Genomic DNA, 24,980 nt, shown 5'->3' on the forward strand with positions numbered 1-24,980 from the left:
GCGGTGCGCGGACGGCTCCAGAAAAGCGGCGCGAGCCGGGCATCGGCCCCGGCCCGCGCCGCCCTGGCCTAGTAGTTCGAGCCCGAACCGCCCTTCTCGAAGTTGCCCTCGGTGGGGGAGCCACGACCCTTGCCCTCCTGGCCCCCGAGCACCTCCATGGCCTGTTTGGCGTGCATCACGCAGCCCTCGGTGTCGCCGGCCTTCTGCGCATCCCGGGCCTGCTTGAGGTGCATTTTGGCTTCGTCCTTGTACTCCTTCTCGAGCTCTCCCCCACGGGATGACATCTCCCGGTCGACCTGCTGCAGGTAGTCGTGGCACTGATCCTTGGCGGCGAAGGCCGCCGAGCTGGCCAACACAATTCCGGTCGCGAACAATGCTCGAAGCTTCATCGTGAATCCTCCGGTCGGATGGATGGCGGCGCCCCAGCGGAGGGGGCACGCCGGTACGGAGCGCGCCTGGCGGCGGGCTCTGGATTCGGACTGCGGGAGAGGTGCGAACGTTCGGACGAAATTACCGGCGGCAAACCACCCGACGGCGCGGGACCGAGAGGCGGCAGGGCTCAGGCGAGCCCATCTACCAGGCCGCATCCTGGGAGATGGGAGTGCGCAGCGGCTGCTGCGGGCCGTCGTCGAAGCCGCACATCTCGTTGTGCACCACGCACTGCACCAGATGGAACGGTACCCGTGCCGGCAGCTTCTCCAGCAGGTTGCGCGCCTGGGTGGTCGAGCGCAGCCGCCAGATACTCCCCGCATCGTCGATCAGCGTCCGCCGCTGCCCGGCAATCAACGCCTGCAACACGTAGATGCCGCCCTCGATGGCGATCAGTTCGAGGGACTCCAGCCGGCCGGCGCCGGCTTCGGCGTGCAATAGCTCCAGATTCATCGGCTTCTCCTCACATCTTCTCGGACGAAGCGGCGGCTGCGCCGGCGAAGCGAACGGCCGCCGCGGGTGAATCTCGCGTCAACAGGTGCGCTCCGCCTCCGCCGCCACGCAGCCGAGGGCGCCCAGCAGGCGTTCGCGCAGCCCCGGATGGCGCGCGCGGGGATCCAGCCAGATGGCGAAGAAGGCGCGGGCGAAGTCGCTGTCGTGCACCTCGTGGCGCAGCTCGCCGCCGACGTAGAAGCGCATCCCCTGCCCCGGCAGGAACACCGCGGCGATGCGCTCGCCCGGCTCGACGTCGGTGAAGGCCTGGAGCATCTCCCCGCGCCACTGCTCCAGCTGTTCCGGGCTCACCTGCTCGCCGTACAGGCGGCGGATCTCCTCGAGGCTGACGCTGACCAGCCGGTCGCGCTCGATTCGCCGGTGGTAGGTCAGCTCCAGGGCGAAGGGCGCCTCCTCGCTCGGCGGCTGGACCGGGCTGAACAGCTGCGCGCTGTAGATCGGCTCGCCGAACAGGCGCAGCTCGCCGCTGCCGACCAGCCGGGCATCGGGAATCGTCTCCTGCCACTTGTTGTCGGCGAAGGCACCGCAACTGAGCAGACAGAGCATCCATAACCAGTGCCCGGAACGGGCTTGGCGGTCTAAACGGTCATTCATCGCGCATCCTCCCTGGCTGGACTAAGACGAGCCATCGGTCGGGTCATACCGCTGTCTCGACAACCCCGGACAGACTCCAACGACCGATGCTGGGTACCTGATCAGCATCATGCCAGCGAAGCCCCTCGATTAAACTTAATACGCGACTAATGATTTTGCACAGGTCAAGGGACCGAAATTCGCAAGTCCCGTACCGCTCCTGCGACCCCATGACCGCTCGTCCCCGCCGCACGCCGGGCGAATCGATGCCACACTGATAACCATCGCGAGCGGGGCTGGCTCCCCCGGCGAAGTCGCGCTCCGCCGACGGCGGGCGTGGCAGGGCACACCAGGCATGCCGGTGTCGACCGGCAGGCGCATGTCACCGACCACGGAGATCTGCGATGAAGCTGTACCGGTACCCCGCGCTGTCCTCCGCCCTCTGCGGCATCGAGTTCGAATACCTGCTGATCGACCTGCGCACCGGCCGCCTGCGGGACTTCCGCGACCTGGACTTCCGCCAGCTCAGCGCCCAGCTCGCCGACAAGCCCGGTCTCGACGATCCCGGCCTGGCCGTCGGCGACATGGGCATCCGCAGCGGTTACTGGTACCTGGAGGGCGACGAGCGCTACCACCCCGACGGCAGTTTCCGCACCCTGGCGGTGAAGGGCGTGGAGATCCGCACGCCGCCGGAGAACGGCGTGGAGAACGCCATCGCGCGGCTGCTGGAGATCGAGGCGCAGCTGGCGCAGCGGCTGGAGCGCCACGGACTCGGCCTGGCCATCGCCGGCCTCAATCCGCAGCACGAGCGCTACGAGTTCGACCCGCCGCTGAACGCCTTCGAGACCCGGCTGCGGGCGGAGGACCGGGAGTACGACGGCAGCGAGGTTTCGACCCTGACCTACGGCCCGGACATCAACCTCTCGCTGCCGGGCTGGAGCCTGGCGAGCAGCCTGGACGCGGCACGCAAGCTCAACTACTACGCACCCTACCTCGTGCCCTTCAGCTTCAGTTCGCCCTACTATGCCGGCGCCCCCTGGCACGGCTGGTCGCGCCGCACCTGGCTGCGCTGCGCCTGCCGCCCGGCGGTCAAGCTCTACTGCGAGCCGGAAATCCATGCGGCCCAGGCCGGGCAGTCCGTCCTGACCCGTTCGGCGCGGCTGCCGCGGGAGGTCGGTCGCCTGGAGTTCAAGGCCTTCGACGCCATGCCCTCGGTGGAGCTGCTGACCGCCTGCTGTCACCTGCTGACCGGCATCTGCCTGGCCGACGACCTGCGCGGTCGCAGCGAGCAGCCGGATCTGGCCCTGTACCGGCGGGCCGCGCTGGCCGCCTTCGACGACCGCGGGATTCGCGATGGCGCGCGCCGGCTGCTGGACTCCGCCGCCGCCGCCCTCGACCGCGCCGGCGACGACACCGCGGTGATGTCTCTGCTGCCCCTGGCGCATCTGCTCGCCAGCCGCAGCACCCCGGCCCACGCCCTGCGCGCCAGCGGCCGGATGTACCACCCGGGCGGGCTGTCGAGCACCCTGGAGCGACCGCGGGCTTCGGCGTGATGGCCATGGCGAGCACGGCGGATCGACCGGTCGCCGTTGTCGCGGCCGGGCAGGATGGGAAGAGGTTCTACGGGCGGAATCGAAAGCGCTCCCCGCCGGACGGCGGGGAGCTGGCGGGAATCAGGCTGCGGAGGCCTTCCTGAGGATATCGGCCATCTGGTCTTTGAGGCCCAGCTTTTCCTTCTTCAGCTTTTCGATCTCCTCCGGCGTACCCGGCTCGATATGGGCCTCCATGTTCTTGATGCGCTGATCGAGTTCGTTGTGCGCGTCGAACAGGCGGGTGAAATGCGCATCTTCGGTCTTCAGACGGGTGATCAGATCGCGGTATTCGGGAAACATCGGAACTCCTGGATTCTTGGCTGTTGCTGACAAGGCAGATGCATGGGCTATCCATGCCGGAGAGCACCGCGGCGCCGGGTGAACGGTGACACAGGTCTCAATCGCATCCTGACAGCCGGGAGCCTGGGGGCTATTGATCGGCGTCATGCCGCCGGGGGAATCGGAGCGGCCCGCCCGGTGGCGCACGATCGCCCCGCCGTACCGGCACGGGCTATCCCGCGACGTGCCATACGAGCGAGGCGACAAACGAACCCCAGCCCAGCCATTTGAACGCCTTCGCGAACGCCCGGTATTTCTGCTCGTTGTTCCGTTCGTCGTAGTGATCCACCACGACGGAGAGCATGACAAGGCAGCCGCAGACGAACGCCGCATACATCAGCAGTGCCGGTTCATCGTGCAGGTGCACGCCCGACGTTCTTTTGCCCGGGATATAGAGATCGTTCACCTGGAGTCCGTAGCCGCCATACAAGAGCAGGCCCGAGGACAGAACGATATTTATCAGTCTTTCCCCGAGCGGGATTCTATTTGGCAAGTAATCCATTCGCGCTCCCTGCGTATCTCAAGTGACCGAATCCAAACTATTCCCGCGCTCGCCCCGACCGACCGTCAGCTGGAAAACACATATTGTCCCTTGATCTTCTTCGGCGAAATGAAAGAGAAGTCGGGGAATATCTTCTGGCGGACATACCAGACATAGCCCAGCATGCCGACGCTCATCGCCAAAGCCACGGACGTCACGGCGGGACTCGACGAGAATCCTTCGAGCTGCCGGGGAAGATTGATGATGGCGAGCAGGATGTAGGCGTTGTAGGCGCCGGCCATGTGCTTGTAGAAGCCGAATGCGAACAGCAATGGCACGAGAGCGCACAGTGCGGCGAAGATCAGCTGGGCGTTGGGCCCGATCTGCGCGCCGATGCCGAAGCCGGCGAGCAGGGCGAACACGGCCTGGATGAACATGAGGGTGATCAATACGTTGATCTTGCGATCGTGCAGATCGCAGAGATAGGGGTCGGCGTATGACGCGATGAGATGGGCGAGCTGATTGTCCTTGAGCCCTTTGCCCGAAAGTTTGGCGAATACTTCCGGCTTGGGAACGCCCGATGAAATCAGTTCTTTCACCTGGGCTTTGATTTCTTTCTTGTTCATTGCAAGCGATGCCTCCGTGGCAGAAGAGCGAACTCCGAAAAAGCGGACTTTTCCGGGAAAAATCGAATTCGGCGCTATCCGTATAAGTTGCTAAGGAAGATTCATCCGCCCAAAGAGGAAGTGCGCATCCTCGTTATAGGGCGAAGACGATGTTCAATTGGACACGGATCGATAATGGCATTTTGCCAAAACATTGAAGCCCAACCCGTTCACATCTCGACCGATAACCACTGCCGGCCGGCTCCGCAGATACGGCCGCAGCGGGCAGGTCATCCACAGAGCGACGCCGGCAGCGTCGGGGGAACGGAAAGCTGGACGAGTGGACCCGACGAGCCGCAGCCGCCGGGTCCGCCAGCGGCCCTATTTCAACAGCGTCATGTATTCGACATCGCTGCCGTAGCTGGCCAGCTTCGTGCGGATGGAGTCGCACGCCTCGACCGCCTGGAAACCGTACTGCCGCCAGTAGGGCATGGAGCCCTGCACGGCGATCAGGCTGGCGCGCTCGACCTTCAGGCGCTCGAAGGTCTCCAGGAAGGCCGCGACCAGGGCCTGGCCGACGCCGCTCCCGCGCGCCACGGGGGCGATGGCCAGGTCGTGGAGATAGAGGCAGTCGGGGCTTTCCGGCAGTTCGCAGACCTGCATGTCCAGGCGCGGCGGCGTGGAGAAATGCCAGGGGATGGAGAACAGGTAGCCGACGACTTCGCCGCCGCGCGAGGCGACGAAGCAGGTGGCGGGCGAGGCCCGCAATTTGGCGACGAACGAGGATTCCGACTCGGGGACCAGTTCCGTGTAACAGACGGACTGGATTCTCAGCACATCCGCCAGGTCCGAATATTCCATGGACCTGACGACGACATCATTTGCAAAGCTAGGCATTACCGACCACTTGAACCGACAAATCCACTCATTATATCCCGGCGGAAGCGGTCGGCGCCGCGCCTCCTAGCCCATCGCCCCCCGATGCCGCCGCTCCGTACTGCGCGGCCGCCGCGCCTGGCCGTAGAAGCGGCGCTTCACCGCCTCGGAAGCGGCCGCGTAGAGCAGGGTGATCAGCAGGATGGTGGCCAGTAGCGGGGCCGGCAGGGGCACCAGATCGAACCAGGCGCCGGCCGGCGTGTAGGGCAGGAGCACGGTCGCCAGCATCACCGCCACCGTGCTCGAGAGCAGCAGGCGGCCGGGGCGGCTACGGTAGAACGGCTTGTAGGTGCGCACCACGAAGATGATGGCCAGCTCGGTGAGCAGGGACTCGATGAACCAGCCGCTGCGGAACAGCTCCGGCCGCTCGCCGACGAAGTAGAACAGCACGCCGAAGGTCAGCACGTCGAAGGCCGAGCTGACCAGGCCGAACACCACCATGAAGTTGCGCACCTCGCGGATGTTCCAGTGGTGCGGGGTGCGTTCCCATTCGCGGTCGACGTTGTCGCCGGCGATGCCCATGGCCGGGACGTCGGAGAGGAAGTTGTTGAGCAGTATCTGCTTGGCCAGGAGCGGCAGGAACGGCAGGAACATCGAGGCCAGGGCCATGCTGATCATGTTGCCGAAGTTGGCGCTGGTGGTGATGAAGATGTACTTGAGGGTGTTGGCGAAGGTGTGCCGGCCCTCGTCGATACCCTGACGCAGCAGGTCCAGATCGTGGCGCAGGAGGACGAAGTCGGCGGCCTCCTTGGCCACGTCCACCGCCTGGTCCACCGAGACGCCGACGTCCGCCGCGTGCAGCGCCGGAGCGTCGTTGATGCCGTCGCCGAGGAAGCCGACCACGTGGCCGGTCTTCTGCAGGGCGAGGATGATGCGCTCCTTCTGGTTCGGATCGACCTCGGCGAACAGCGCCACCTGCGGCACCAGGTTGAACAGCTCGTCGTCCTTCATCTGCAGCAGTTCGCCGCCGGTGATCACCCGCTCGACCGGGATGCCCACCGCCTCGGCCACGTGCCGGGCGACCAGGCGGTTGTCGCCGGTGATGATCTTCACCGCCACGCCCTGCCGGCCGAGGGCCTGCAGGGTGTCGCGCACGCCGGGCTCCGGCGGGTCGAAGAACAGCAGGAAGCCGGCGAAGGCCAGTTCGCTCTCGTCGGCCTCGGCGTAGCGCGGCTTGGCCGCCACCCGCCGGCTGGCCAGGCCGAGCACGCGGTAGCCCTGCTCGCTCCAGCGGGCGAAGCGGGCCTGGATGTCGGCCAGCGCCGCCTCGTCCAGCGGCGCCGCGGCGTCCGCCTCGCCGATCCGCGTGCAGCGCTCCAGCACCTTGTCCAGGGCGCCCTTGACGATCATCAGCGGCGCGCCGTCCGCGCCCTCGACGACCACGCCGAGGCGCTTGCGCACGAAGTCGTAGGGGATCTCGTCGAGCTTGCGCCAGGCGCCCAGGTCCAGACGCTCCTCCTCGGCCTTGGCCACCAGCGCGGCGTCGAGGGCGTTGGCCAGCCCGCTCTGCAGGCGGGCGTTGAGGCTGGCCAGCAGCAGGCAACCGGCCGAAGGTTGTCCCCGGGCGTCCAGCGCCCCGTCCAGCTGCACCACGCCGCGGGTCAGGGTGCCGGTCTTGTCGGTGCAGAGCACGTCCATGGCGCCGAGGTTCTCGATGGCATTCAGATGGCGCACGATCACCCCGCGCTCGGCCATGCGCTGCGCGCCCTTGGCCAGGGTGATGCCGAGGATCGCCGGCAGCAACTCGGGGGACAGGCCGACGGCCAGGGCGATGGCGAACAACAGGGTGTCCACGGTCGGCCGGCCGAGCAGGATGTTCGCCGCCAGCACGCCGACCACGATCAGCAGCATGACCTGCAGCAGCAGCGTGCCGAAGTGGCGCAGGCCGCGCTCGAACTCGGTTTCCGGCGGGCGCAGGCTCAGGCTGCGGGCGATCCGCCCGTACTCGCTGGCGCTGCCGGTCGCCACCGCCAGCAGGGTCGCCGTGCCGCTGCGCAGGGAGCTGCCGGTGAACAGGCAGTTGCGCCGCTCGGCCAGACTGGCGTCGGCGGCGGCCAGCCCCGGCTCCTTCTCCACCGGAAAGGTCTCGCCGGTGAGCAGACCCTGGCTGACGAAGCAGTCGCGGGCCTCCAGCACCAGCCCGTCGGCGGGGATCAGGCTGCCGGCGGCCAGCTCGACCACGTCGCCCGGCACCACCTCGCTGGCCGGGATCTCCAGCGTCCGGCCGTCGCGGCGCACCCGGGCGGTGATCGCCACGCGCCGGCGCAGCCGCTCCAGGGCATGGGAGGCGCGGTATTCCTGAACGGCGCCGAGCAGCGCGCTGACCAGCACGATGGCCAGCACGATGCCCGCGTCCAGCCAGTCGCGGACCACCAGGGAAACGACGCTGGCGAAGATCAGGATCAGCACCAGCGGGCTGCGCAGCTGCTCGAGGAACATCCGCGGCATGCCCTGCGCGTGGCGCTCGAGGCGCTCCTCGTCGACGCCCTGGCGGCTCGCCGCGGCCTCGCCGGAAAGACCCTCCGGGCCGCTCTCCAGGGCAGCGAAGGCCTGCGCCGGCGTCCAACTCCACCAGGCCCCGGCCGGCGCGCTGCGCCGCTCGACCGCCTGGCCGCGCAGTGCGCGGCGGGAGATCAGCATGCCGGGCAGCATCGGCGCCCAGAAGCTCAGTCCGCGGAACAGCAGGGTGGCCGACAGCGCCACCGGCAGCGGCACCCCGGCCCAGCTCAGGGTGGTCACCGCCGCCGCCTCGAACACGCCGAGGCCGCCCGGGGTCACGCCGATGCTGCGCAGCACGCTGGCCAGCATGAAGCCGGCGAACACCCCGCTCCAGGGCACCGCCTCGCCCAGCGAGCGCACCAGCGCCCAGAGCGTGCTGCCGTCGAGCAGGATGATGCTCAGGTCGAGGCTGGCGGTCAGGGCCAGCAGACGCGGATTGCGGGTCAGCCGGGGATCGGCCTGCTCCAGCTGGGCCAGGCCGCGCTCGACCCAGGCGCGCCCGGCGAAGCGCCGCAGACCGGCCGGCAGGCGGCGCCCGGCGAGCAGCGCGGCGGCCAGCGCCACGCTCAGGCTACCCAGGGCGAACAGAGTGCAGGCGATGACCAGCAGGGGCGTGGCGTGCCCCTCGACGACCACGATGCCGAGCGCCGCGGCCAGCGCCAGCACGTAGGCGAGCAGGTAGGAGCATAGGCTGACCACCAGACAGGCCATCACCACCGGGCGCGAGATGCCCTGGCGCTGGAAGGCCGCGGTGGCCGCCAGGGTGCCGCTCAGCCCGTAGGTGGGCAGGGCCTGGTCGACGAACAGCTTCATCAGGCCCAGCTTGCAGGCGCGCAGCAGCGGCAGGCGGGCCCGGCCGGCATGCGCCACGCTCCGGTAGATCTGTCCCTGGGCCAGATAGGTCAGCGCCTGCAGCACCAGGGCGAGGACGAACCAGCGCGGTTCGACCTGGCCGAGCAGCCGGGCGAAGGATTCGGCCTCGGTCAGATGCAGGGCCACCGCCACCACGGCCGCCAGGGTGGCCGCGCCGAACAGCCAGGAAACCCAGAGCAGCCGTTGCGGGTGCCGCGAACCCTGGCCGAAAACGCCGGCGGACGCATCCATGATGTCGGAACTGGGCATGACTTCCTCGCTGCGGATGAAGAGCGGGCGGCGCACCGCTTCGCGCCGGCCTGCGCTCGAACGTGCCGGCTGCCGGCCCCGGCGGGGCAGGCGGCAGCGGGCTCGGCTAGACTAGCACGCCGCGCCGGCCCGGTTCAGACGCGGCCCGCGGGCACGTCGGTAGCTAACCGCCATCACCCGCGCTACTCTGTGGCGCCCCGCAGTCGACCAAGCCGTTTTCCGATGCTGCCCCCCGAATCCCGGCCCGCCACCGCCCCAGAGCGCAACGCCATCCGCGCCCTCATCGTCGACGACGACGAACCGCTCCAGCAACTGCTCTGCGGCTATCTCGAACGCTACAACATCGACAGTCGCGGCGTGGCCGGGGGCGAGGCCATGCGCGCGGCGCTGGCCGAGGGAGACATCGACATCGTCGTGCTCGACCTGATGCTGCCGGGCGAAGACGGCCTGTCGCTGTGCCGCTGGCTGCGCCGCGAATCGAAGATTCCGATCCTCATGCTGACCGCCCGCTGCGAGCCGGCCGACCGGGTGCTCGGCCTGGAGCTGGGCGCCGACGACTACATGTCCAAGCCGTTCGAGCCGCGCGAGCTGGTGGCGCGCATCCACTCCATCCTGCGCCGGGTGCGCCACGGCCATCAGCCGGCGCCCCACGACCGCACTTACCAGCGCATCCGTTTCGACGGCTGGGTGCTCGACGGCGTGCTGCGCCAGCTGCACTCGCCGGAGGGCGTCCTGGTGCCGCTGTCGAACGCCGAGTTCCGCCTGCTCTGGGTCTTCCTCGAACGGCCGCGGCGGGTGCTCAACCGCGAGCAGTTGCTGGACGCGGCCCGCGGGCGCGCCATCGAGGCCTTCGACCGCAGCATCGACCTGCTGGTCTCGCGCATCCGCCAGAAGCTCGGCGACGACCCGCGCACGCCGCGCCTGATCAAGACCGTGCGCGGCGAAGGCTACCTGTTCGACGCCCGGGACATCGGCTGATGAAACGCCTGGACACGCTGTTCGCGCGGCTGTTCCTGGTCTTTCTCGGCCTGATCGTGCTGGCCCATGCCCTCGCCTTCGTCTGGCTCGAACATTACGGCCCCCAGCGCCACCCGCATCCCCATCCGCCGCCCCCGCCGGCCATGCTGCCGCCCGGCGCGCTGCCCTTCGGCCCGCCGCCTCCCGGCGAACCGCCGCCCCCGCACAAGCCGCCGGGCCTGCCGCTGCCGCGCGGCGCGCCCCTGGTGTTCCAGCTGATCGCGCTGGTGGCCGCTGCCTGGATCGGCGCACGCCTGCTGGCCCGCCCGGTGAGCCGGCTGGGCGAGGCCGCCCGCGGCCTGAGCGACGACCTGGACAGCCCGCCGCTGGCCGAGAGCGGCCCGGCCGAGGCGCGCCAGGCGGCCTCCGCCTTCAACCGCATGCGCGAGCGCATCCGCGAGCAGATGCAGGAACGCAGCCGCATGCTAATGGCGGTCTCCCACGACCTGCGCACGCCCCTGGCGCGCCTGCGCCTGCGCGCGGAGGAGATCGACAACCCGGCGCTGCGCGAACGCTTCCTCCTGGATCTGGGGGAGATGCGCGGCCTGCTGGACGCCACCCTGCGCTATCTGCACCAGGAACGCGGCGAGGAGCCGCTGCAGCGGCTGGACGTGCAGGCGCTGGCCGAGTCCCTGGCGGAGAACGCCCGCGAGGACGGCGCCCAGGCGAGCGTCGAGGGCCGCTGCGCGCCCATCGAGGCGCGTCCGCTGGCCCTGACCTCGGCCCTGACCAACCTGCTGGAGAACGCCCTGCGCTATGCCGGCGAGGCGTGCATCCGCCTGGAGGACGACGACCGGCGGCTGCGCATCCTGGTCGTCGACCACGGCCCGGGCATCCCGCCCGAGGCGCGCGAGCGGGTGTTCGAGCCGTTCTTCCGCCTCGAACAGTCGCGCAACCGCAACTCCGGCGGCGTCGGCCTCGGGCTCGCCATCGCCCGGGCCGCTCTGCGCCGACAGGGCGGCGAGTTGCACGTCGAGGAAACCCCGGGCGGCGGCCTGACCGCCGTGCTGGAACTGCCCAGGCGCTCCGTGTAAGCGATTCGATACAAAGCCGCCAAGCCCAGGACACAATCGCCGTCGAGGCTGCACGAACCGGAATCCGTCATTCCGGTTCAGCCAACCTCAGAGGTGAAAACGATGAGCATCAGCGGGGTAAACAGCAGTTACTCCAACTACTACAGCGGTCTCGACAGCCTGAGATCGCTGACCAAGAGCGCCACTTCCGCCACCGAGAGCGACAATCCGCTGCAGCAGCTGTTCAGCAAGCTGGACAGCGACGGCGACGGCAGCATCAGCAGCGACGAACTGAACAGCGCCCTCTCCAGCGCCAGCTCCGGTTCGGATTCCGACAGCGACGGCGACGACATCGACGTCGGCGCCCTGCTCAGCATGATCGACAGCAACCGCGACGGCAGCCTCAGCCTGAACGAGCTGGGCGACGCCATGGCCGCCGGCGGACAGCCGCCGCAGGGCGCCCCGCTCGATTCGAGCGCACTGGTCAGCGCCCTGGACAGCGACGGCGATGGCAGCATCAGCAGCGACGAACTGGCCAGCGCCACCTCCAGCAGCGGGCTGAGCGACACCAGCAGCAGCGATCTGTTCAGCGCCCTGGACGCCAACGGCGACGGCAGTATCAGCAGCGACGAGCTGGACAGCGTCCTGCAGGCCAGTGCACCGCCGAAACCCGACGATCAGGACAGCGGCCAGGCCTACCGGCAACTGGCCGAGGCCCTGCAGCAGTACCAGAGCGTCGGCTCGTACCTCACGCAGAGCACCGGCAGCACCATCAGCATCGCCGCCTGACGAGGATGGCAGCCGGAGTCCGCGGCAGCGGGCCCCGGCCTTGGGCGCGTCCTGGCGGCGCGCCCGGTCGGACGCTCAGGTCCGGTCGATGCCCTTCTTCAGCGAGTCCTTCACGTCGCCTTTCACCTGCTGGGTTTCGCCCTTGATCTCCTGGGCCTCGCCCTCGCGCTGCATGCTCGCGTCATCGGTGGCTCCGCCGATGCCCTTCTTCATCTTGCCGACGGCCTCGTTGGCGCCGCCCTTCATCTTGTCCGAGGTACTGCCCATTTTTCCTCTCCTGCTCGAAATGAGTGGCACTTGGGTTGACGGCAACGGGAGGCAGGAGTTCGGGGCCAGTGGGACGAGCGGTAGCGGGATTCCCGGCGGGGTCGTTTTAAGCCTGGATTCAGCAGGTCGCCCTACCCTGACGCCATTATCCCGAGATTACGGAGCCGCTTCGATGAAACCCCTTTTCCTCGCCCTGCTGATCGCCTCGCTGCCGGCCTCCGCCGCGCTGGCCGCGGGAGGCTACACCGGGCCGGGCGCCGCCCGGCCGGCCACCACGGTGGCGGCCGCCCGCGGAGCCGCCGACGAAACCCCGGTGGTGCTGGAGGGCGAGATCGTGCAGCGCCTGAAGGGCGACACCTACGAGTTCCGCGACGCCACCGGCACCGTCAAGGTCGAGATCGACGACGAGGACTGGCCGGACCGGGCGGTCGACGACCAGACCCGGGTCAGGCTGACCGGCGAAATGGAGAGCGAGCTGCTGCAGCACGTGATCGACGTCGAGCGCGTCGAGGTGCTGGATTGAGCGGCCCTCCGCCCTCCCCTCCGCTTCAGGCGATCACGTCGGTGGCCAGCAGGGTGGTCACGCCGGTGAGCTCGATGGCCAGCTCGGGGGTGCTGTCGCCGTCCACGTTGCCGTAGAGCACCTCGTCGACGAACTGCAGCTGGCCGGGGGCGCCGAACTGCTGGCCGGGCGGGATGAGGGTGGTGAAAGCGTCGTCGCCCGGGGCGGTCAGGTTGGCATCCAGTTGCGACAGGTCGAGCTTGTCGCTGCCCGAAACGAAGTCGGTGATGACGTCGCCGGTGGCGCGATCCGCCCCGGTCTCGGCAAGGTCGTAGAAGACGAACAGGTCCTTACCGGCGCCGCCGCTCATCACGTCGCGGCCGACCTGACCGCGCAGGGTGTCGTCGCCGTCGCCGCCGTAGAGCCGGTCGTCGCCCGGCCAGCCGTTCAGGTAGTCGTTGCCCGGCCCGCCCTGGAGGATGTCGTTGTCCACGTCGCCGAACAGGGTGTCGTCGTCCTCGCCGCCGTCCAGCCAGCCGACGCCGGGGCCGCCGTCCAGCCAGTCCTTGCCCGGGCCGCCGGAGAGGTAGTCGTTGCCCGCATCGCCGTAGAGCTGGTCGATGCCGGGACCGCCTTCCAGCCAGTCGTCGCCGTCGCCGCCGCTGATCGTATCGAGCCCGTCGTAGCCGCTGATCCAATCGGGACGGATGGTGCCGTTGAGGGTGTTGTTGCCGCTGGTGCCGCGAATGTCAGCCATCGTTCAACTCTCCCTACTGCAAGGAATGGTCGCTGGCAGCCACGGGCGGAACCCGCGCCGGCCGTTCGCTGCCGCTGGCAGCAAGCATAGTCGGGCAGCGGTGGCCCGTGGCGGCGCCTACACTTGGCGGTCAGACGTCCCCTGGGACGCAGGCGCGGCTCGCGGAGCTCGGGCGCGGTCCGGGCGGCATCGGGAGGAATGGAGGATGAGCCGGCAAGATCGCGCCCTGCGCCGCTGGCTGTCGCCGAAAGGCCTGCTCCTGGCCGGTGCGCTCTACGCCCTGGCGAGCGTCTTGGCGCAGCTCCTCGCCGGCGCCCTGGGCCGGCCCGGCGACGCCGCGCTGCGGGCGTCGGCCGATCTGCTGGTGCTGCTCGGCCTGGCCTTCGCCCTGCTGCAGACCGCCACCCGCTGGGACAACCGCCTGGTGCGCTACCGCTGGCTGTCCGGCGTCCTCGGCATGGCGGCGATCGGCCTCGTCCGCGGCATCGCCGGGCCCGCGCCGGCCGGCGCCCCGCTGTCGGTCGCCGTCTGGGCCGCGGCCGCCGCCCTGCTGTTGCACTGCGTCGGGCCGTACTTCACCACCGCGCTGGTCGCCCGGGTCGTGTGGGCCAGCGTGGCGGCCCAGGCGCTCGCCCACCTGGCCTGGCTGGCCGACCGCCCCGGCCTGCGGCCTTTGACCGACGGCGGCGAGTTGCTCGCCCTGCTCTGCTACGGCCTGGGCATGCTGCTGGCACGCCTGTCGCACCTGGACCAGCGCGCCGCCCGCCATGACCGCCTGCAGTGCTGGGCCGCCGGGGCGGCGGTACGGCCGCGGGTATGCTTTCCCTACAACGCGCAGATCCATCAGATCTGGCATTCCCTGCCGATCGCCGTGGCCCTGGCCCGGCGCCATCCGGAGATCGAGGTGCACGTCGCCGGCTCGCGGCGCAATCTGGCCGTCGCCCGCCGCCTGGTGCGCGAGCGGGCGGGCGACGCGCCGCTGCGCTTCGACCGGCTGTACCATCCCCTGTTCGTCCGCCTGCGCCACCCGAGCGGCGCCGTCGGCGGCAAGACGCTGATCCTCTGGGCGAACCGCCTGTACTTCTCCGGCTTCGACGCCATCGTCACGCCGGAACACACCTCGACCCACCTGCGCAAGTTCTGCCCGGCCCACCTGCAGTTCATCGGCACCAAGCACGGCGCCGGCGACCGCGAGGCCGGCTTCTCGCCGGAGACCGCGCTGTTCGACTTCCTCCTGCTGGGCGGGGAGAAGCAGGCCGAGCGCCTGCTCGAACTGGGCTATGCCGCGCCCGGGCGTTACGTCACCGGCATCTACGCCAAGCTCGACTGGGCCCTGCAGCACGAGCCGAAGATCCGGCTGTTCGACAACGACCGGCCGACCGTGCTCTACAACCCCCACTTCGACCCGAGCCTGTCCTCCTGGCCGCTGATCGGCCGCCGGGTGCTCGACCACTTCGCCCGCAGCACCCGCTACAACCTGGTGTTCGCCCCACACATCCGCCTGTTCGACGCACCGACCCGGGCCAAGTACGCGGCTTTCCGCGACTACTGCAAGCTCGCGCACATGCGCATCGACCTGGGCAGCGAGCGCTGCGTGGACATGACCTACACCCTGGGCGCGGACCTCTACCTGGGCGACGTCAGCAGCCAGGTGGTCGAGTTCCTGACCCGGCCGCGGCCCTGCCTGTTCCTCAACCCGCGCCGCCTCGCCTGGCAGGACGATCCCAGCTTCCGCTTCTGGCACCTGGGGCTGGTGCTGGAGGAGGTCGGCGAGCTGGACGCGGCCCTGGAGCGTGCGGTGCGCATCCATCCCGAACTCGCCCGGCGCCAGCGCGACTATCTGCGCGACAGCCTCGGTCTGGTGGAGCCGGGACAGAGCGGAGCCAGGGGCGCCGATGCTATAGTGGCGTATCTACGCCAGACAGGAGCCGGGAGGCTCGTGGATCAGGAGACGACGGGGGACCGATGAAGACCGAGAAGGACAAGATGCTGGGGGGCGAACTGTACGATCCGCAGGACCCGCAGCTGACCGCCGCGCGTCGGCGCGCCCGGCTCCTGCTCAAGGAGCTCAACGACAGCCGCGACGACCCGCGCGAAGAGCGCACCGGCCTGATCCGGGAGCTCATTCCCGACTGCGGCAAGGGCGTCTGGATCGAACCGCCGTTCTTCTGCGACTACGGCAGCAACATCAGCCTCGGCGACCAGGTCTACTTCAACTTCAACTGCGTCGTCCTCGACGTGGCGCCGGTGCGCATCGGCGCGCGGGTGCTGTTCGGCCCGGCGGTGCAGATCTACGCCGCCACCCACCCGCTGAGCGCCGCCGAGCGCCGCACCGGGCTGGAGCTCGGCCGTCCCATCGAGATCGGCGATGACGCCTGGATCGGCGGCGGCACCGTCATCTGCCCCGGCGTGCGCATCGGCGCGCGGGCGGTGATCGGCGCCGGCAGCGTGGTGACCCGGGACATCCCGGCGGACGTGGTCGCCGCCGGCAACCCCTGCCGGGTCCTGCGCGCCCTCGACGAATAACCGCCGCGCGGCGCTCAGTCGTCGCGGGTCAGCACTTCCAGCAGCTCGATCTCGAAGATCAGGTTCGAGTTCGGTTTGATGTGCGCGCCGATCTGCCGCTCGCCGTAGGCCAGGTGGGCCGGCACGAAGAGCTTGCGCTTGCCGCCCACCTTCATGCCCATCAGCCCCTGGTCCCAGCCCTTGATCACCCTTCCGGTGCCGATGACGCACTGGAAGGGCTTGCCGCGGTCGTAGGAGGAATCGAACTGGGTGCCGTCCTCCAGATAGCCCGCGTACTGGGTGGTGATCAGGGCGCCCTTGACCGCTTCCTTGCCGTCGCCCAGCCGGATGTCCACAACCTGCAATTCGCTGCTCATCGCTCTCTCTCGTTCATGCGGCGACCGTCGAGCGCCGCCGGGGCGTGGTTTTTCTCAGGAAATCCCCGCCCTGGCAAGCCGATTGCGCGCCGCGGCTCACCAGCGGTCGCGGTGGCGCTGCTCGCGGGCCTCGAGCCGGCGCTCGTAGGCCATCTCCCGCTCGGCGGCGCGGCGCCGCTCCATGTCCCAGTGGCGCTCCATGGCGCGGTGACGTTCCATGGCCCGATGGCGCTCGGCGGCCTCCCACTCGGCGCGGCGGTACTCGCGACCCCGGTAATGCTGGTAATGGCCGAAGTCGCGGCGGTCGTGGTCCCAGTCGCGGTCGCGGTCGCGGTCGCGGTCGCGGTCACGCTCCCAGCGGCGGTCATGATCGCGGTCACGGTCGTGATCGTAGGCCAGCAGGTTGCCCTCCGGGGTGCCCACCGCCCAGGGATTGCCGGCGCGCGGCGCGGCGGCCTCGGCAGCGGCGAGCGGGGTGTTGCGGCTTTCCAGTGCGGCCGATGCGGAGCCGGCGGCGAAAGCGAACAAGCCAACGAGCACCATCCTGGAAATACGGCGTTTCATCTTCTAGGCAACCCCTATCGAAATGACGGACACGGCCCGCGGGGGCCCTGTCCGGCCGCCTCGCTGCCGTACCGCTTATGACCGCCGCCTGGTACGGAAGTTCTGGTTTTTTAATGGCTTGGCGCCAAGAAATTGCCATTACTGACGCAGCGGCGCCGGATGGCGTCGAGGCGGGACGCTATTCACAGGGCAAGGACACGATGGCGCGTCCGGTTGCGCCTGCTGCCCGGCCGGGTGGAATTTGCTATGGTGCGCCGCCGTTCCGCCCCGTCCCCGAGAAACCAGCCATGCCCGCCGAGCATCCCCGCAGCGCGCCAGCGGCGCGCCCCCTGAGCCGCAGCGACTTCAAGACCCTCTCGCTCTCCGCCCTGGGCGGCGCGCTGGAGTTCTACGACTTCATCATCTTCGTGTTCTTCGCGGCGGTGGTCGGCAAGCTGTTCTTCCCCGCCGAGATGCCCGACTGGCTGCGCCAGCTGCAGACCTTCGGCATCTTCGCCGCCGGCTACCTGGCGCGGCCCCTGGGCGGCATCGTCATGGCCCACTTCGGCGACCTGCTCGGGCGCAAGCGCATGTTCAGCCTGAGCATCTTCATGATGGCCGTGCCGACCCTGTGCATGGGCCTCCTGCCGACCTACGCGCAGATCGGCGTCTGGGCGCCGCTGGCATTGCTGGCGCTGCGCGTGGTGCAGGGCGCGGCGATCGGCGGCGAGGTGCCGGGGGCCTGGGTGTTCGTCGCCGAGCACGTGCCCGAGCGGCGCATCGGCTTCGCCTGCAGCACCCTGACCGCCGGCCTCACCGCCGGCATCCTGCTCGGCTCGCTGACCGCCAGCGCGATCAACCGCGCCTTCAGCGCCGAGGAGCTGGCAGCCTGGGCCTGGCGCGTGCCTTTCCTGCTCGGTGGGGTGTTCGGCCTGGTCTCGGTCTACCTGCGCCGCTGGCTGCACGAGACCCCGGTGTTCGCCGAGCTGCAGCTGCGCCAGTCGCTGGCCGAGGAGCTGCCGCTCAAGGCGGTGATGCGCGCGCACCGCCCGGCGGTGCTGCTGTCGATGCTGCTGACCTGGGTGCTGTCGGCCGGCATCGTGGTGGTGATCCTGATGACCCCGACCCTGCTGCAGACCCAGCACGGCTTCGCTCCCGCCGAGGCGCTGGAGGCCAACGGCCTGGCCATTGTCGGCCTGTCCCTCGGCTGCATCCTCGCCGGCCTGGCGGCGGACCGCTTCGGCGCCGGGCCGACCTTCGTGGTCGGCGGCCTGGCGCTGCTGGCCAGCTCCGCAGCCTTCTACGCCGGCATCGGCGAGCACCGCGACCTGCTGCTGCCGCTCTACGGCCTGGCCGGCCTGTGCGTCGGCACCATCGGCGCCATCCCCATGGTGATGGTCAAGGCGTTCCCGGCGGCGGTGCGCTTCTCCGGGCTGTCCTTCTCCTACAACCTGGCCTACGCCATCTGCGGCGGTCTGACGCCGATCCTGGTCAGCCTGCTGCTGAAGTGGAGCCCGCTGGGCCCGGCCTACTACGTCGGCGCGCTGTGCCTGCTGTTCGTCGTCACCGGCGCCGGGCTGTGGCGGCGCGATGCGGCGGCGCTGGCACCGGCCGGCTGATCCGGGGCGACCGCCCGGCCCGCGGCGCTGAACTTTGCCGGCGGCGCCTTCTCAGAGCAGACAGGGGCAGCACAGCCCAACGCCCTGCCGGGAGGGAGGTCGCATGAGACCCAGCATTGCCGAGAGCGTGGTCGTCGTCACCGGCGCGTCGAGCGGGATCGGCCGGGCCACGGCCCACGCCTTCGCCGAGCAGGGCGCCCGGCTGCTGCTCGCCGCGCGACGTTCGGAGATGCTCGAGGAGGTGGCGGCGGAATGCCGCGATCTGGGCGCCACCGCCCTGGCCGTGCCCACCGACGTGACCCGCGAGGAGGAGGTGGAGCACCTGGCGCACCTGGCCGTGGAGCGCTTCGGCCATCTCGACGTGTGGTTCAACAACGCCGGGGTCGGCGTCTTCGGCCGGCTGGAGGAGATCCCCACGGAGGTCTGGCGGCGAGTCATCGAGACCAACGTCTTCGGCTACCTGTACGGCGCCAGGGCGGCGATCCGCCAGTTCCGCGCCCAGGGCCACGGCGTGCTGATCAACAACGCCTCCATCGTCGGGCGCCTGGCCAAGCCGGACTCGACCGCCTACGCCACCAGCAAGTTCGCCGTGCGCGGCTTCTCCGAGAGCCTGCGCCAGGAATTGCTGAACCAGCCGGACATCCGCGTCTGCACCCTGCTGCCGGCGGTGATCGACACCCCCTTCTTCGAGCACGCCGGCAACTTCAGCCACCAGCGGGTGCGCGCCGCGCCGCCGGTCTACGCCCCGGAGAAGGTCGCCCGCACCGTGCTCGGCCTGGTCCGCCGGCCGCGCGCCGAAGTCATCGTCGGCGGCGCCGGCCATCTGGGCAGCCTGCTCAAGCGCCTCGCCCCGTCGCTGATGACCCGCCTCAACGCCAGGACGCTGCATCGCGGCTTCCTCGCCGAGGAGCCGAGCGAGCCGACCCCCGGCACGCTGTTCGAGCCGATGCGCGACGGGCACACGGTCTACGGCGGCTGGCGCCGGGGGCTGAACCGCGGCGGCGTGCCGTCGCTGCTGGCACTGGCGCTGATCGGCATTCCGCTCGGCCTGCTGGCCTGGCGCCGCTACGGCGCCGGTCGCCGGCGCTAGTGGGGGAGTCCGCCATGGGCGAACGGCTGACGCTGATCCTGTCCGGGGGCAACGCCCTCGGCGCCTACCAGGCCGGCGCCTACGAGACGCTGCACGCGGAGGGCCTGCATCCCGCGGAGATCGTCGCCGTCTCCACCGGGGCGATCAACGCCGCCCTGATCGCCGGCAGCCCGCCGCAGGAACGGCTGGAGCGCCTGCGCCGCTTCTGGGCCGCCGCCGCCCAGGACGCGCCGCTCTGGGCCCTGGGGCTGGGCTACTGGTCCGCGGCCTGGGACCTGAGCCGGATGCGCGCCCTGCAGGCCTCCCTGCTCGGCAGCCCGGCGGCCTACCGTCCGCGCTTTCCCGGCGCCGTCTCGATACTGCCCGGCATGCACGGGGACTGCAGCCTCTACGACATGACCCCGCTGCGCGAGAGCCTCAAGCGGGCGGTCGACTTCGGCCGGCTGAACAGCGGGGAGGTGCGGGTGACCGTGGTCACCGCGGACGTCGACAGCGGCGAAGAGGTGCGCTTCGACTCCTACGAGACGCCGATCGGAATCGACCATCTGGTCGCCAGCTGCGGCTTCATCCCCTTCTTCCCGCCGCAGCGGATCGACGGCCGCCTGCTGGGCGACGGCGGCCTGGCGGCGAACCTGCCGCTGCAGGCGGCCCTGGAGGAGCCCGCGGCGGACGACCGGCTGTGCATCGCGCTGGACCTGTTCCATCGCCGGCACCCGCGCGACGAGCCCCTGCCGAGCGTCACCCAGGCCCTCGACCGGCAGCTGGAGCTGATCCTGTCCAATCAGTCGTGGCAGGCGCTGGACGACCTGCGCCGGCGCCACGCTTTGCGCCGCCAGCTGCGTCTGCTCACCGAGTGGGTGCCGGCGGAGCAGCGTGAGGCCGCCACCCTGGCGCCGGCCCTGGCGGAGGCGGCGAAGTCCGACGGCGCCGTCACTCTGCTGCTGCTCAGCCATGCCGGCGTGCCGCACGATGCCGGGCTGCGCGCCTTCGACTTCTCCCGGCCGGTGCTGGCCGAACGCTGGGCCAGCGGCCGGGCGGACATGGCCAGCGCCCTGCGCCACCTAGGCGGGCAGCGCGCCGCCGCCGGCGAGTTCGTGGTGCATGCCTTCAACGGCAGCCAACCGGAAGCGGCCGGCGACCGGGGCGCGGCCTGAGCGTGGCTCTCAGCCCTCTTCCGCCGTCTTGCCGTCCAGCAGATCCGCCAGCACCTCCGGCTTCTTGCCGAACGCCTTGGCGAAGACCTCCCGGTGCCGGGCCACGTAGATGCCCAACTCCTCCGCCTGCTCCTCCTTCAGGGAGGGCACCGCCTTGTGGAAGACCGCCGTCAGGTGCTCGGCCAGTTCCAGCATCTTGTCGTAGGCATCCGCCTCTGCTTTATCCATGAACAAGCGCTCCAGATCCCGGCTGCTGCGGTACAGCGTCTCTACTGCCATTCACTTCACTCCTACCTCTAGATGGGCGCGCGGGCGGCGGCCCGCTCGAATGCTGGGGCCGCCGGCCGGCGGATACTGGTTATATATACAGATCAAGTATAGGGCGGATGCAAGCCAGACGCCATCCCCGCAGGGGAAATCGCGGCCGGGAAGGTGGCGCCGGCTCCCGCGCAGCGGAGCGGGAGCCGGTCGGTCGGATGGGAATCAGCGTGGGTTGGGTTGGTCGTCCCGCTCGGCGTGGTCGGGATCGACGTCGGTCATGTCGCGCTCGACCACCGACTCGTCGCCGGAGTCCAGCGGGATGTGGTCATCACTGGACGGCAGCTCGTCGATGCCCGGCTCGTGCTCGGGGTTCAGGTCGGTGCGCCCCGGGCTCAGCGGGCCGGGCGAGCCCGGATAGGGGGTCACTTTTTCCTCGCGTTCGCTGTTCATAGGCACCTCTCGCAGCCGTACGGAACAAAGGCCTCGAGAGGTTGGAGGCCGGCGGCCCCCGGGCGTTCGGGCTACGCGCGACCGACCGTCCGGACGCCGCGCACCGTTCGTCCGCGACCCGGGCGAAGCGGAGGAACCGCCCCCTGCCGCTTCGACTCGAACGATTATTTACACGTCAGAGAAGTAATCCATGACGAATCACATCATCCACTTCACCGGCCCCATCAACTCCTCCACCTGCGGCCAGCTGATCGGCAAGTGCACCCAGGCCATCAAGCAGGATGCCACCGAGATCACCCTGAAGATCGCCACCATGGGCGGCGAATGCAGCTACGGGTTCTCCCTGTACAACTTCCTGATGTCGCTGCCCATCCCGGTGAACACCCACAACCTCGGCACCGTCGAGTCCATGGGCAACATCATCTTCCTCGCCGGCCGACGACGCACCGCCTGCCGCTACAGCAAGTTCCTCTTCCATCCCTTCCACTGGACCATCCACGGCGCGGTGGACCACGCCCGGATGTCCGAGTACGCCATGAGCCTGGACCTCGACCGGGAGCTCTACACGGACATCGTCAACGAGCGCACCCAGGGCTCGGCCGAGTGCCTGCACGTCTCCGAGTACCTGACGGCCTCCCCGCGCATCGTCCATTCCGACGAAGCCATCGCCTGCGGACTGATCCACGCGGTGGACGAGCTGATCATGCCGGCGGACGCGATCAACTGGTGCGTGCACTCCTGAGGCGCCGCCGGCCGGGGCGACGGGCGGAACCGATGGCGCGGCGCCCGGCGATCTAGAGTTACCCCCATCGCGGCGGCATGGCCTGCCGCTGCCGGATCTCCCGAACCGATTAGACGAGGTATTCCCTTGGCCAACCGGATCGATCCCCGCCGCCGCCGCCTGCTGCAAGGCACGGCCGCCGCCCTGACCGTGCTCGGCGCGGGCCGGCTCGCCGAATCCATGGGGCTCTTCCACAAGGACGAGGGCGAGCCGGACAAAGGCCGCTTCCCGCCGCCCGGCCGCGTCCCGTCCAAGGACACCGAGCTGACGCCGCAGATGTTCGGCGCCGCGGGCGACGGCGAGCACGACGACACCGCAGCGCTGCAGGCCTGGGCCGATGCCATCTGCGGGCGCGGCGCCGACGTGCCGGTGGCGGCGCGCATCGACGGCCGCTACAAGACCAGCGCCACCATCACCTTCAGCGCCCGCAAGAACGCCCCGCAGCTCACCCTGCGCAGCGCCTGCGACATCCGCCCGACTCCGGCGGTGACCGGCGACTGCCTGGTGTTCGACGGGCTGAACTTCATGACCCAGGTCGGCCACCTGCGGGTGACCTGCTCCGGGCGCCCGGCCTACGGGACCCGGGCCACGCGCCACGGCGTGGTGATCGTCGCCGCCCGCTCGACCTGGGACGTGCTCGACGTGGGCTACGCCCGGCTGGACGGCATCCGCATCCAGGACGGCTCCAGCCTGACCAGCATCAAGAAGGCCCTGGTCCACTACTGCGGCTCGTCGCCGCTGCCGCCCATCGGCTACAGCCTGGACTTCGACTCCCGCAGCGACGCCGGCAGCAACGGCAATCCGGGCCAGACCAGCACGCTGCACATCGCCTCCGGCGACATCGACCAGCTGATCCCCGACGAGAGCTTCCTGACCTACGGCACCCCGCCGCGCGCCCATCAGGTGGCCGCCGTCGACGCCAAGGCGCGCACCGTCACGGTCAAGCCCTGGCTGCCCATCGGGGTCGATAGCGGTACCGTCGGCGTAGTCTGCGGCGCCGGGGTGCGCCTGACCGGCGGCAACGCCTCCAAGTGCCAGCTCGACCTGGTCGACGCCATGGGCGTCGGCATCGGCATCCACCAGAGCGCGCTCTACCCGGCCACGGTCACCAACCTGGTGGCCCAGTCCTGCGGCATCGGCTACCTGATCGGCACCATCGGTCGGGCCAGCCTCGGCGGGGTGCTCAGCTCCTCCTACTACGAGGGCAACGTGCTCGATCTGGTCTGCGCCACCCTGGCCGGCAACTGCAGCCACGCCATCGGCGAGTACGTCAGCCTGGATTTCGGCAAGGTCGTGCAGATCTCCGCGAAGAACAAGGCGGTGCCCCAGCAGATCGATTCCGCACCGCTGAACGCCGGAGTGAAGCTGTGGATAGATGACCTCGGCGGCTACGTCAGCGTGATCAACCCGTACCTGAACGACAAGCGCTTCAACAACGCCCCGACCATCGACCTGAACATCCCGGACAACTACCACCGGCTGTTCTACTGGGACACCCGCCACATCACCGTGATCGGCACCGGCGCCAACGGCGCGCCCACCGGGGCCGTCACCCTCAAGGCGCCGGAGGGCCAACGCATCAACGGCGGCGGCAACAGCCAGCAGTTCGCCGGCCCCTTCAGCCGCTCGCCGAGCTTCGCCTGCGTGCTGCGCGGCAACGACTGGACGGTGACCAAGATCGAATAGGCTAGCGCGGCGCCGGGAAAAGCTGTGGACAACTCCGTGGATAACTCAGCGGACCCGACGCCGGAGCACCAGCACGCCCTCGACGACCAGCACCAGGATCGCCGCCCAGATCGCCCCGTAGGTGAGCCACTTGTCCCGGGCGATGCTCTCGCCGATCAGCAGCGATACGCCGACCAGCATCACCGGCTCGGCGTAGGACAGCAGGCCGAACAGCGTCAGGTTCAGCTTGCGCGCGGCGAGCATCATCAGGGCCAGGGCCAGGGCGCTGAGGGCGCCCAGACCGAGGATCAGCAGCAGCGGCCTCGGCGTCGCCACCACCCAGTGCAGGGTCTGCGCGTCGCGCAGGACGAAGGCCAGGCTCACGGGGAGGCTCAGGGTCATGTCGAACCACAGCCCGCCCAGGTTGTCGGTGCCGTTCCGGCGCCGCAGGCAGAAATACAGCGGATAGCCCAGGGCCACGACGAAGGCCGGCCAGGACAGCGTCTGCGCCATCGCCAGCTCGTTGCCCACCCCGACGGCGGCGAGCAGGCAGGCGACGGCCTGGAAACGGCTGATCGGCTCCCCGAACACCAGCCGCCCGGACAGCACCAGGGTCAGCGGCAGCAGGAAGTAACCGAGGGAAACGTCCAGCCCCTTGCCGTTGACCGGCGCCCAGAGGAACAGCCAGAGCTGCACGCCCAGTAGCGCCGAGGTGAGCGGCAGCTGGCCGGCGAACCAGGGAGTCCTCAGGGCGCGACCGGCGATCGCCGCGACCTCGCGCCACTTGCCGCCGGCGATCAGCAGCAGCGTCAGGCAGGGCACGGTCAGCAGGATGCGCCAGCCGTAGATCTGCTCGCCGTTCAACGGCTGCAGCAGCGTGGAGTAGTAGTACAGGGCCGCGAACAGCGCCGAGGCCGTCAGCGAATAGCAGAAGTCCAGATTTCTCGTGCCGGATGGGCGCATGGGGTATTCCGGTTGAAACGGCGAAAACCGCCTGACTGCAGGAGGGGGATGGGAGGCTCGGATGGCCGCCGGCCGATCCGCCGGGAAGGGGCGGCGGCCGCGGCCCCGTCACGCCTGCAGGTTTCGGGCCATCGGCCG

At 69.7% G+C, this 24,980-nt stretch carries 27 protein-coding genes; 12 read left to right on the plus strand and 15 right to left on the minus strand.

Going from position 1 to position 24,980, the window contains the following annotated elements; all coding sequences use genetic code 11:
* Positions 1-68: 68 nt before the first annotated feature.
* The 3 genes from ACFOJE_RS13835 to ACFOJE_RS13845 all read right to left on the minus strand — a co-directional run bounded on the left by ACFOJE_RS13835 (position 69) and on the right by ACFOJE_RS13845 (position 1,536).
* Positions 69-389, minus strand: a complete 321-nt coding sequence (locus ACFOJE_RS13835) for a hypothetical protein (RefSeq protein ID WP_377814970.1) — start codon at positions 387-389, stop codon at positions 69-71.
* A gap of 184 nt (positions 390-573) precedes the next feature.
* Positions 574-882: a DUF6482 family protein gene (locus ACFOJE_RS13840; protein ID WP_377814971.1), complete on the minus strand. Its 309-nt coding sequence runs from the start codon at positions 880-882 to the stop codon at positions 574-576.
* Positions 883-960: 78 nt separating this feature from the next.
* Positions 961-1,536, minus strand: a complete 576-nt coding sequence (locus tag ACFOJE_RS13845) for a chalcone isomerase family protein (protein WP_377814972.1) — start codon at positions 1,534-1,536, stop codon at positions 961-963.
* 383 nt (positions 1,537-1,919) lie between these two features.
* On the opposite strand from ACFOJE_RS13845, the gene ACFOJE_RS13850 reads away from it, so the two are divergent.
* On the plus strand, positions 1,920-3,068 hold the full coding sequence (locus ACFOJE_RS13850; protein ID WP_377814973.1) for a glutamate-cysteine ligase family protein: 1,149 nt from the start codon (positions 1,920-1,922) through the stop codon (positions 3,066-3,068).
* A gap of 120 nt (positions 3,069-3,188) precedes the next feature.
* Here the strand turns inward: ACFOJE_RS13850 and ACFOJE_RS13855 are convergent, their stop codons facing one another.
* From ACFOJE_RS13855 to mgtA, 5 genes are all read right to left on the minus strand, one after another.
* A complete protein-coding gene (locus tag ACFOJE_RS13855; protein WP_377814974.1) occupies positions 3,189-3,407 on the minus strand; it encodes a YdcH family protein in 219 nt (72 codons plus the stop codon).
* A 211-nt stretch (positions 3,408-3,618) separates the two neighbouring features.
* Positions 3,619-3,948, minus strand: coding sequence for a hypothetical protein (locus ACFOJE_RS13860; protein WP_377814975.1), 330 nt, complete (start codon positions 3,946-3,948; stop codon positions 3,619-3,621).
* 65 nt (positions 3,949-4,013) lie between these two features.
* Positions 4,014-4,553: a hypothetical protein gene (locus ACFOJE_RS13865; RefSeq protein WP_377814976.1), complete on the minus strand. Its 540-nt coding sequence runs from the start codon at positions 4,551-4,553 to the stop codon at positions 4,014-4,016.
* Between the two features lie 360 nt (positions 4,554-4,913).
* Complete coding sequence (locus ACFOJE_RS13870; RefSeq protein ID WP_377814977.1) at positions 4,914-5,393, minus strand: GNAT family N-acetyltransferase; 480 nt, start codon at positions 5,391-5,393, stop codon at positions 4,914-4,916.
* Between the two features lie 102 nt (positions 5,394-5,495).
* The gene (gene mgtA / locus ACFOJE_RS13875) at positions 5,496-9,089 is read right to left on the minus strand and encodes a magnesium-translocating P-type ATPase (protein ID WP_377814978.1); all 3,594 of its coding nucleotides are present in this window, start codon (positions 9,087-9,089) and stop codon (positions 5,496-5,498) included.
* A 222-nt stretch (positions 9,090-9,311) separates the two neighbouring features.
* Between mgtA and ACFOJE_RS13880 the strand changes: the two genes are divergently transcribed.
* The 3 genes from ACFOJE_RS13880 (at position 9,312) to xopAW (ending at position 11,908) form a co-directional block, all read left to right on the plus strand.
* Positions 9,312-10,067 (plus strand): response regulator, encoded by a 756-nt coding sequence (locus ACFOJE_RS13880; RefSeq protein WP_377814979.1) that lies wholly within the window; start codon positions 9,312-9,314, stop codon positions 10,065-10,067.
* Positions 10,064-11,140, plus strand: coding sequence for an ATP-binding protein (locus tag ACFOJE_RS13885; protein WP_377815059.1), 1,077 nt, complete (start codon positions 10,064-10,066; stop codon positions 11,138-11,140). Before ACFOJE_RS13880 ends, ACFOJE_RS13885 begins: the two co-directional genes overlap by 4 nt.
* A gap of 102 nt (positions 11,141-11,242) precedes the next feature.
* Complete coding sequence (xopAW, locus tag ACFOJE_RS13890; protein WP_377814980.1) at positions 11,243-11,908, plus strand: XopAW family type III secretion system calcium-binding effector; 666 nt, start codon at positions 11,243-11,245, stop codon at positions 11,906-11,908.
* 75 nt (positions 11,909-11,983) lie between these two features.
* On the opposite strand, the gene ACFOJE_RS13895 is transcribed toward xopAW, so the two are convergent.
* A complete protein-coding gene (locus tag ACFOJE_RS13895; RefSeq protein ID WP_377814981.1) occupies positions 11,984-12,175 on the minus strand; it encodes a CsbD family protein in 192 nt (63 codons plus the stop codon).
* 172 nt (positions 12,176-12,347) lie between these two features.
* On the opposite strand from ACFOJE_RS13895, the gene ACFOJE_RS13900 reads away from it, so the two are divergent.
* Positions 12,348-12,698, plus strand: a complete 351-nt coding sequence (locus ACFOJE_RS13900; RefSeq protein WP_377814982.1) for a NirD/YgiW/YdeI family stress tolerance protein — start codon at positions 12,348-12,350, stop codon at positions 12,696-12,698.
* Between the two features lie 25 nt (positions 12,699-12,723).
* Here the strand turns inward: ACFOJE_RS13900 and ACFOJE_RS13905 are convergent, their stop codons facing one another.
* The gene (locus ACFOJE_RS13905) at positions 12,724-13,434 is read right to left on the minus strand and encodes a calcium-binding protein (RefSeq protein ID WP_377814984.1); all 711 of its coding nucleotides are present in this window, start codon (positions 13,432-13,434) and stop codon (positions 12,724-12,726) included.
* 205 nt (positions 13,435-13,639) lie between these two features.
* On the opposite strand from ACFOJE_RS13905, the gene ACFOJE_RS13910 reads away from it, so the two are divergent.
* Both ACFOJE_RS13910 and ACFOJE_RS13915 read left to right on the plus strand, forming a co-directional pair.
* The gene (locus ACFOJE_RS13910) at positions 13,640-15,403 is read left to right on the plus strand and encodes a hypothetical protein (RefSeq protein ID WP_377814985.1); all 1,764 of its coding nucleotides are present in this window, start codon (positions 13,640-13,642) and stop codon (positions 15,401-15,403) included.
* Positions 15,400-15,960 (plus strand): sugar O-acetyltransferase, encoded by a 561-nt coding sequence (locus ACFOJE_RS13915; RefSeq protein ID WP_377814986.1) that lies wholly within the window; start codon positions 15,400-15,402, stop codon positions 15,958-15,960. Before ACFOJE_RS13910 ends, ACFOJE_RS13915 begins: the two co-directional genes overlap by 4 nt.
* 14 nt (positions 15,961-15,974) lie before the next feature.
* On the opposite strand, the gene ACFOJE_RS13920 is transcribed toward ACFOJE_RS13915, so the two are convergent.
* Together ACFOJE_RS13920 and ACFOJE_RS13925 are read right to left on the minus strand one after the other, a co-directional pair.
* A complete protein-coding gene (locus ACFOJE_RS13920) occupies positions 15,975-16,316 on the minus strand; it encodes an FKBP-type peptidyl-prolyl cis-trans isomerase (protein ID WP_377814987.1) in 342 nt (113 codons plus the stop codon).
* Positions 16,317-16,412: 96 nt separating this feature from the next.
* The gene (locus tag ACFOJE_RS13925; RefSeq protein WP_377814988.1) at positions 16,413-16,844 is read right to left on the minus strand and encodes a hypothetical protein; all 432 of its coding nucleotides are present in this window, start codon (positions 16,842-16,844) and stop codon (positions 16,413-16,415) included.
* A 323-nt stretch (positions 16,845-17,167) separates the two neighbouring features.
* Here ACFOJE_RS13925 and ACFOJE_RS13930 point away from each other — a divergent pair, with 323 nt between their 5' ends.
* The 3 genes from ACFOJE_RS13930 to ACFOJE_RS13940 all read left to right on the plus strand — a co-directional run bounded on the left by ACFOJE_RS13930 (position 17,168) and on the right by ACFOJE_RS13940 (position 20,722).
* Positions 17,168-18,478: an MFS transporter gene (locus ACFOJE_RS13930; protein WP_377814989.1), complete on the plus strand. Its 1,311-nt coding sequence runs from the start codon at positions 17,168-17,170 to the stop codon at positions 18,476-18,478.
* A gap of 103 nt (positions 18,479-18,581) precedes the next feature.
* Positions 18,582-19,568, plus strand: coding sequence for an SDR family oxidoreductase (locus tag ACFOJE_RS13935; protein ID WP_377814990.1), 987 nt, complete (start codon positions 18,582-18,584; stop codon positions 19,566-19,568).
* Positions 19,569-19,582: 14 nt separating this feature from the next.
* Complete coding sequence (locus ACFOJE_RS13940) at positions 19,583-20,722, plus strand: patatin-like phospholipase family protein (protein WP_377814991.1); 1,140 nt, start codon at positions 19,583-19,585, stop codon at positions 20,720-20,722.
* A gap of 9 nt (positions 20,723-20,731) precedes the next feature.
* Here ACFOJE_RS13940 and ACFOJE_RS13945 read toward each other — a convergent pair whose 3' ends face one another.
* A complete protein-coding gene (locus ACFOJE_RS13945) occupies positions 20,732-21,001 on the minus strand; it encodes a YebG family protein (protein WP_377814992.1) in 270 nt (89 codons plus the stop codon).
* A 204-nt stretch (positions 21,002-21,205) separates the two neighbouring features.
* Positions 21,206-21,433 (minus strand): hypothetical protein, encoded by a 228-nt coding sequence (locus ACFOJE_RS13950; RefSeq protein ID WP_377814993.1) that lies wholly within the window; start codon positions 21,431-21,433, stop codon positions 21,206-21,208.
* A 190-nt stretch (positions 21,434-21,623) separates the two neighbouring features.
* Here ACFOJE_RS13950 and ACFOJE_RS13955 point away from each other — a divergent pair, with 190 nt between their 5' ends.
* Complete coding sequence (locus ACFOJE_RS13955) at positions 21,624-22,175, plus strand: ATP-dependent Clp protease proteolytic subunit (protein ID WP_377814994.1); 552 nt, start codon at positions 21,624-21,626, stop codon at positions 22,173-22,175.
* 126 nt (positions 22,176-22,301) lie between these two features.
* Positions 22,302-23,900: a hypothetical protein gene (locus ACFOJE_RS13960; RefSeq protein WP_377814995.1), complete on the plus strand. Its 1,599-nt coding sequence runs from the start codon at positions 22,302-22,304 to the stop codon at positions 23,898-23,900.
* Between the two features lie 45 nt (positions 23,901-23,945).
* On the opposite strand, the gene rarD is transcribed toward ACFOJE_RS13960, so the two are convergent.
* Complete coding sequence (gene rarD, locus ACFOJE_RS13965) at positions 23,946-24,842, minus strand: EamA family transporter RarD (protein ID WP_377814996.1); 897 nt, start codon at positions 24,840-24,842, stop codon at positions 23,946-23,948.
* Between the last annotated feature and the right edge of the window lie 138 nt (positions 24,843-24,980).

Origin of the sequence: Azotobacter bryophylli, from assembly GCF_042643485.1 — a bacterium.
GTDB lineage: Bacteria > Pseudomonadota > Gammaproteobacteria > Pseudomonadales > Pseudomonadaceae > Azotobacter > Azotobacter bryophylli.

What these genes read in the sequence shown, in the direction of transcription:
- ACFOJE_RS13835 (WP_377814970.1), bottom strand. Translation starts at nt 389, where the DNA reads ATGAAGCTTCGAGCATTGTTCGCGACCGGAATTGTGTTGGCCAGCTCG.
- ACFOJE_RS13840 (WP_377814971.1), bottom strand. Translation starts at nt 882, where the DNA reads ATGAATCTGGAGCTATTGCACGCCGAAGCCGGCGCCGGCCGGCTGGAG.
- ACFOJE_RS13845 (WP_377814972.1), bottom strand. Translation starts at nt 1,536, where the DNA reads ATGAATGACCGTTTAGACCGCCAAGCCCGTTCCGGGCACTGGTTATGG.
- ACFOJE_RS13850 (WP_377814973.1), top strand. Translation starts at nt 1,920, where the DNA reads ATGAAGCTGTACCGGTACCCCGCGCTGTCCTCCGCCCTCTGCGGCATC.
- ACFOJE_RS13855 (WP_377814974.1), bottom strand. Translation starts at nt 3,407, where the DNA reads ATGTTTCCCGAATACCGCGATCTGATCACCCGTCTGAAGACCGAAGAT.
- ACFOJE_RS13860 (WP_377814975.1), bottom strand. Translation starts at nt 3,948, where the DNA reads ATGGATTACTTGCCAAATAGAATCCCGCTCGGGGAAAGACTGATAAAT.
- ACFOJE_RS13865 (WP_377814976.1), bottom strand. Translation starts at nt 4,553, where the DNA reads ATGAACAAGAAAGAAATCAAAGCCCAGGTGAAAGAACTGATTTCATCG.
- ACFOJE_RS13870 (WP_377814977.1), bottom strand. Translation starts at nt 5,393, where the DNA reads ATGGAATATTCGGACCTGGCGGATGTGCTGAGAATCCAGTCCGTCTGT.
- mgtA (WP_377814978.1), bottom strand. Translation starts at nt 9,089, where the DNA reads ATGCCCAGTTCCGACATCATGGATGCGTCCGCCGGCGTTTTCGGCCAG.
- ACFOJE_RS13880 (WP_377814979.1), top strand. Translation starts at nt 9,312, where the DNA reads ATGCTGCCCCCCGAATCCCGGCCCGCCACCGCCCCAGAGCGCAACGCC.
- xopAW (WP_377814980.1), top strand. Translation starts at nt 11,243, where the DNA reads ATGAGCATCAGCGGGGTAAACAGCAGTTACTCCAACTACTACAGCGGT.
- ACFOJE_RS13895 (WP_377814981.1), bottom strand. Translation starts at nt 12,175, where the DNA reads ATGGGCAGTACCTCGGACAAGATGAAGGGCGGCGCCAACGAGGCCGTC.
- ACFOJE_RS13900 (WP_377814982.1), top strand. Translation starts at nt 12,348, where the DNA reads ATGAAACCCCTTTTCCTCGCCCTGCTGATCGCCTCGCTGCCGGCCTCC.
- ACFOJE_RS13905 (WP_377814984.1), bottom strand. Translation starts at nt 13,434, where the DNA reads ATGGCTGACATTCGCGGCACCAGCGGCAACAACACCCTCAACGGCACC.
- ACFOJE_RS13910 (WP_377814985.1), top strand. Translation starts at nt 13,640, where the DNA reads ATGAGCCGGCAAGATCGCGCCCTGCGCCGCTGGCTGTCGCCGAAAGGC.
- ACFOJE_RS13915 (WP_377814986.1), top strand. Translation starts at nt 15,400, where the DNA reads ATGAAGACCGAGAAGGACAAGATGCTGGGGGGCGAACTGTACGATCCG.
- ACFOJE_RS13920 (WP_377814987.1), bottom strand. Translation starts at nt 16,316, where the DNA reads ATGAGCAGCGAATTGCAGGTTGTGGACATCCGGCTGGGCGACGGCAAG.
- ACFOJE_RS13930 (WP_377814989.1), top strand. Translation starts at nt 17,168, where the DNA reads ATGCCCGCCGAGCATCCCCGCAGCGCGCCAGCGGCGCGCCCCCTGAGC.
- ACFOJE_RS13935 (WP_377814990.1), top strand. Translation starts at nt 18,582, where the DNA reads ATGAGACCCAGCATTGCCGAGAGCGTGGTCGTCGTCACCGGCGCGTCG.
- ACFOJE_RS13940 (WP_377814991.1), top strand. Translation starts at nt 19,583, where the DNA reads ATGGGCGAACGGCTGACGCTGATCCTGTCCGGGGGCAACGCCCTCGGC.
- ACFOJE_RS13945 (WP_377814992.1), bottom strand. Translation starts at nt 21,001, where the DNA reads ATGGCAGTAGAGACGCTGTACCGCAGCAGCCGGGATCTGGAGCGCTTG.
- ACFOJE_RS13950 (WP_377814993.1), bottom strand. Translation starts at nt 21,433, where the DNA reads ATGAACAGCGAACGCGAGGAAAAAGTGACCCCCTATCCGGGCTCGCCC.
- ACFOJE_RS13955 (WP_377814994.1), top strand. Translation starts at nt 21,624, where the DNA reads ATGACGAATCACATCATCCACTTCACCGGCCCCATCAACTCCTCCACC.
- rarD (WP_377814996.1), bottom strand. Translation starts at nt 24,842, where the DNA reads ATGCGCCCATCCGGCACGAGAAATCTGGACTTCTGCTATTCGCTGACG.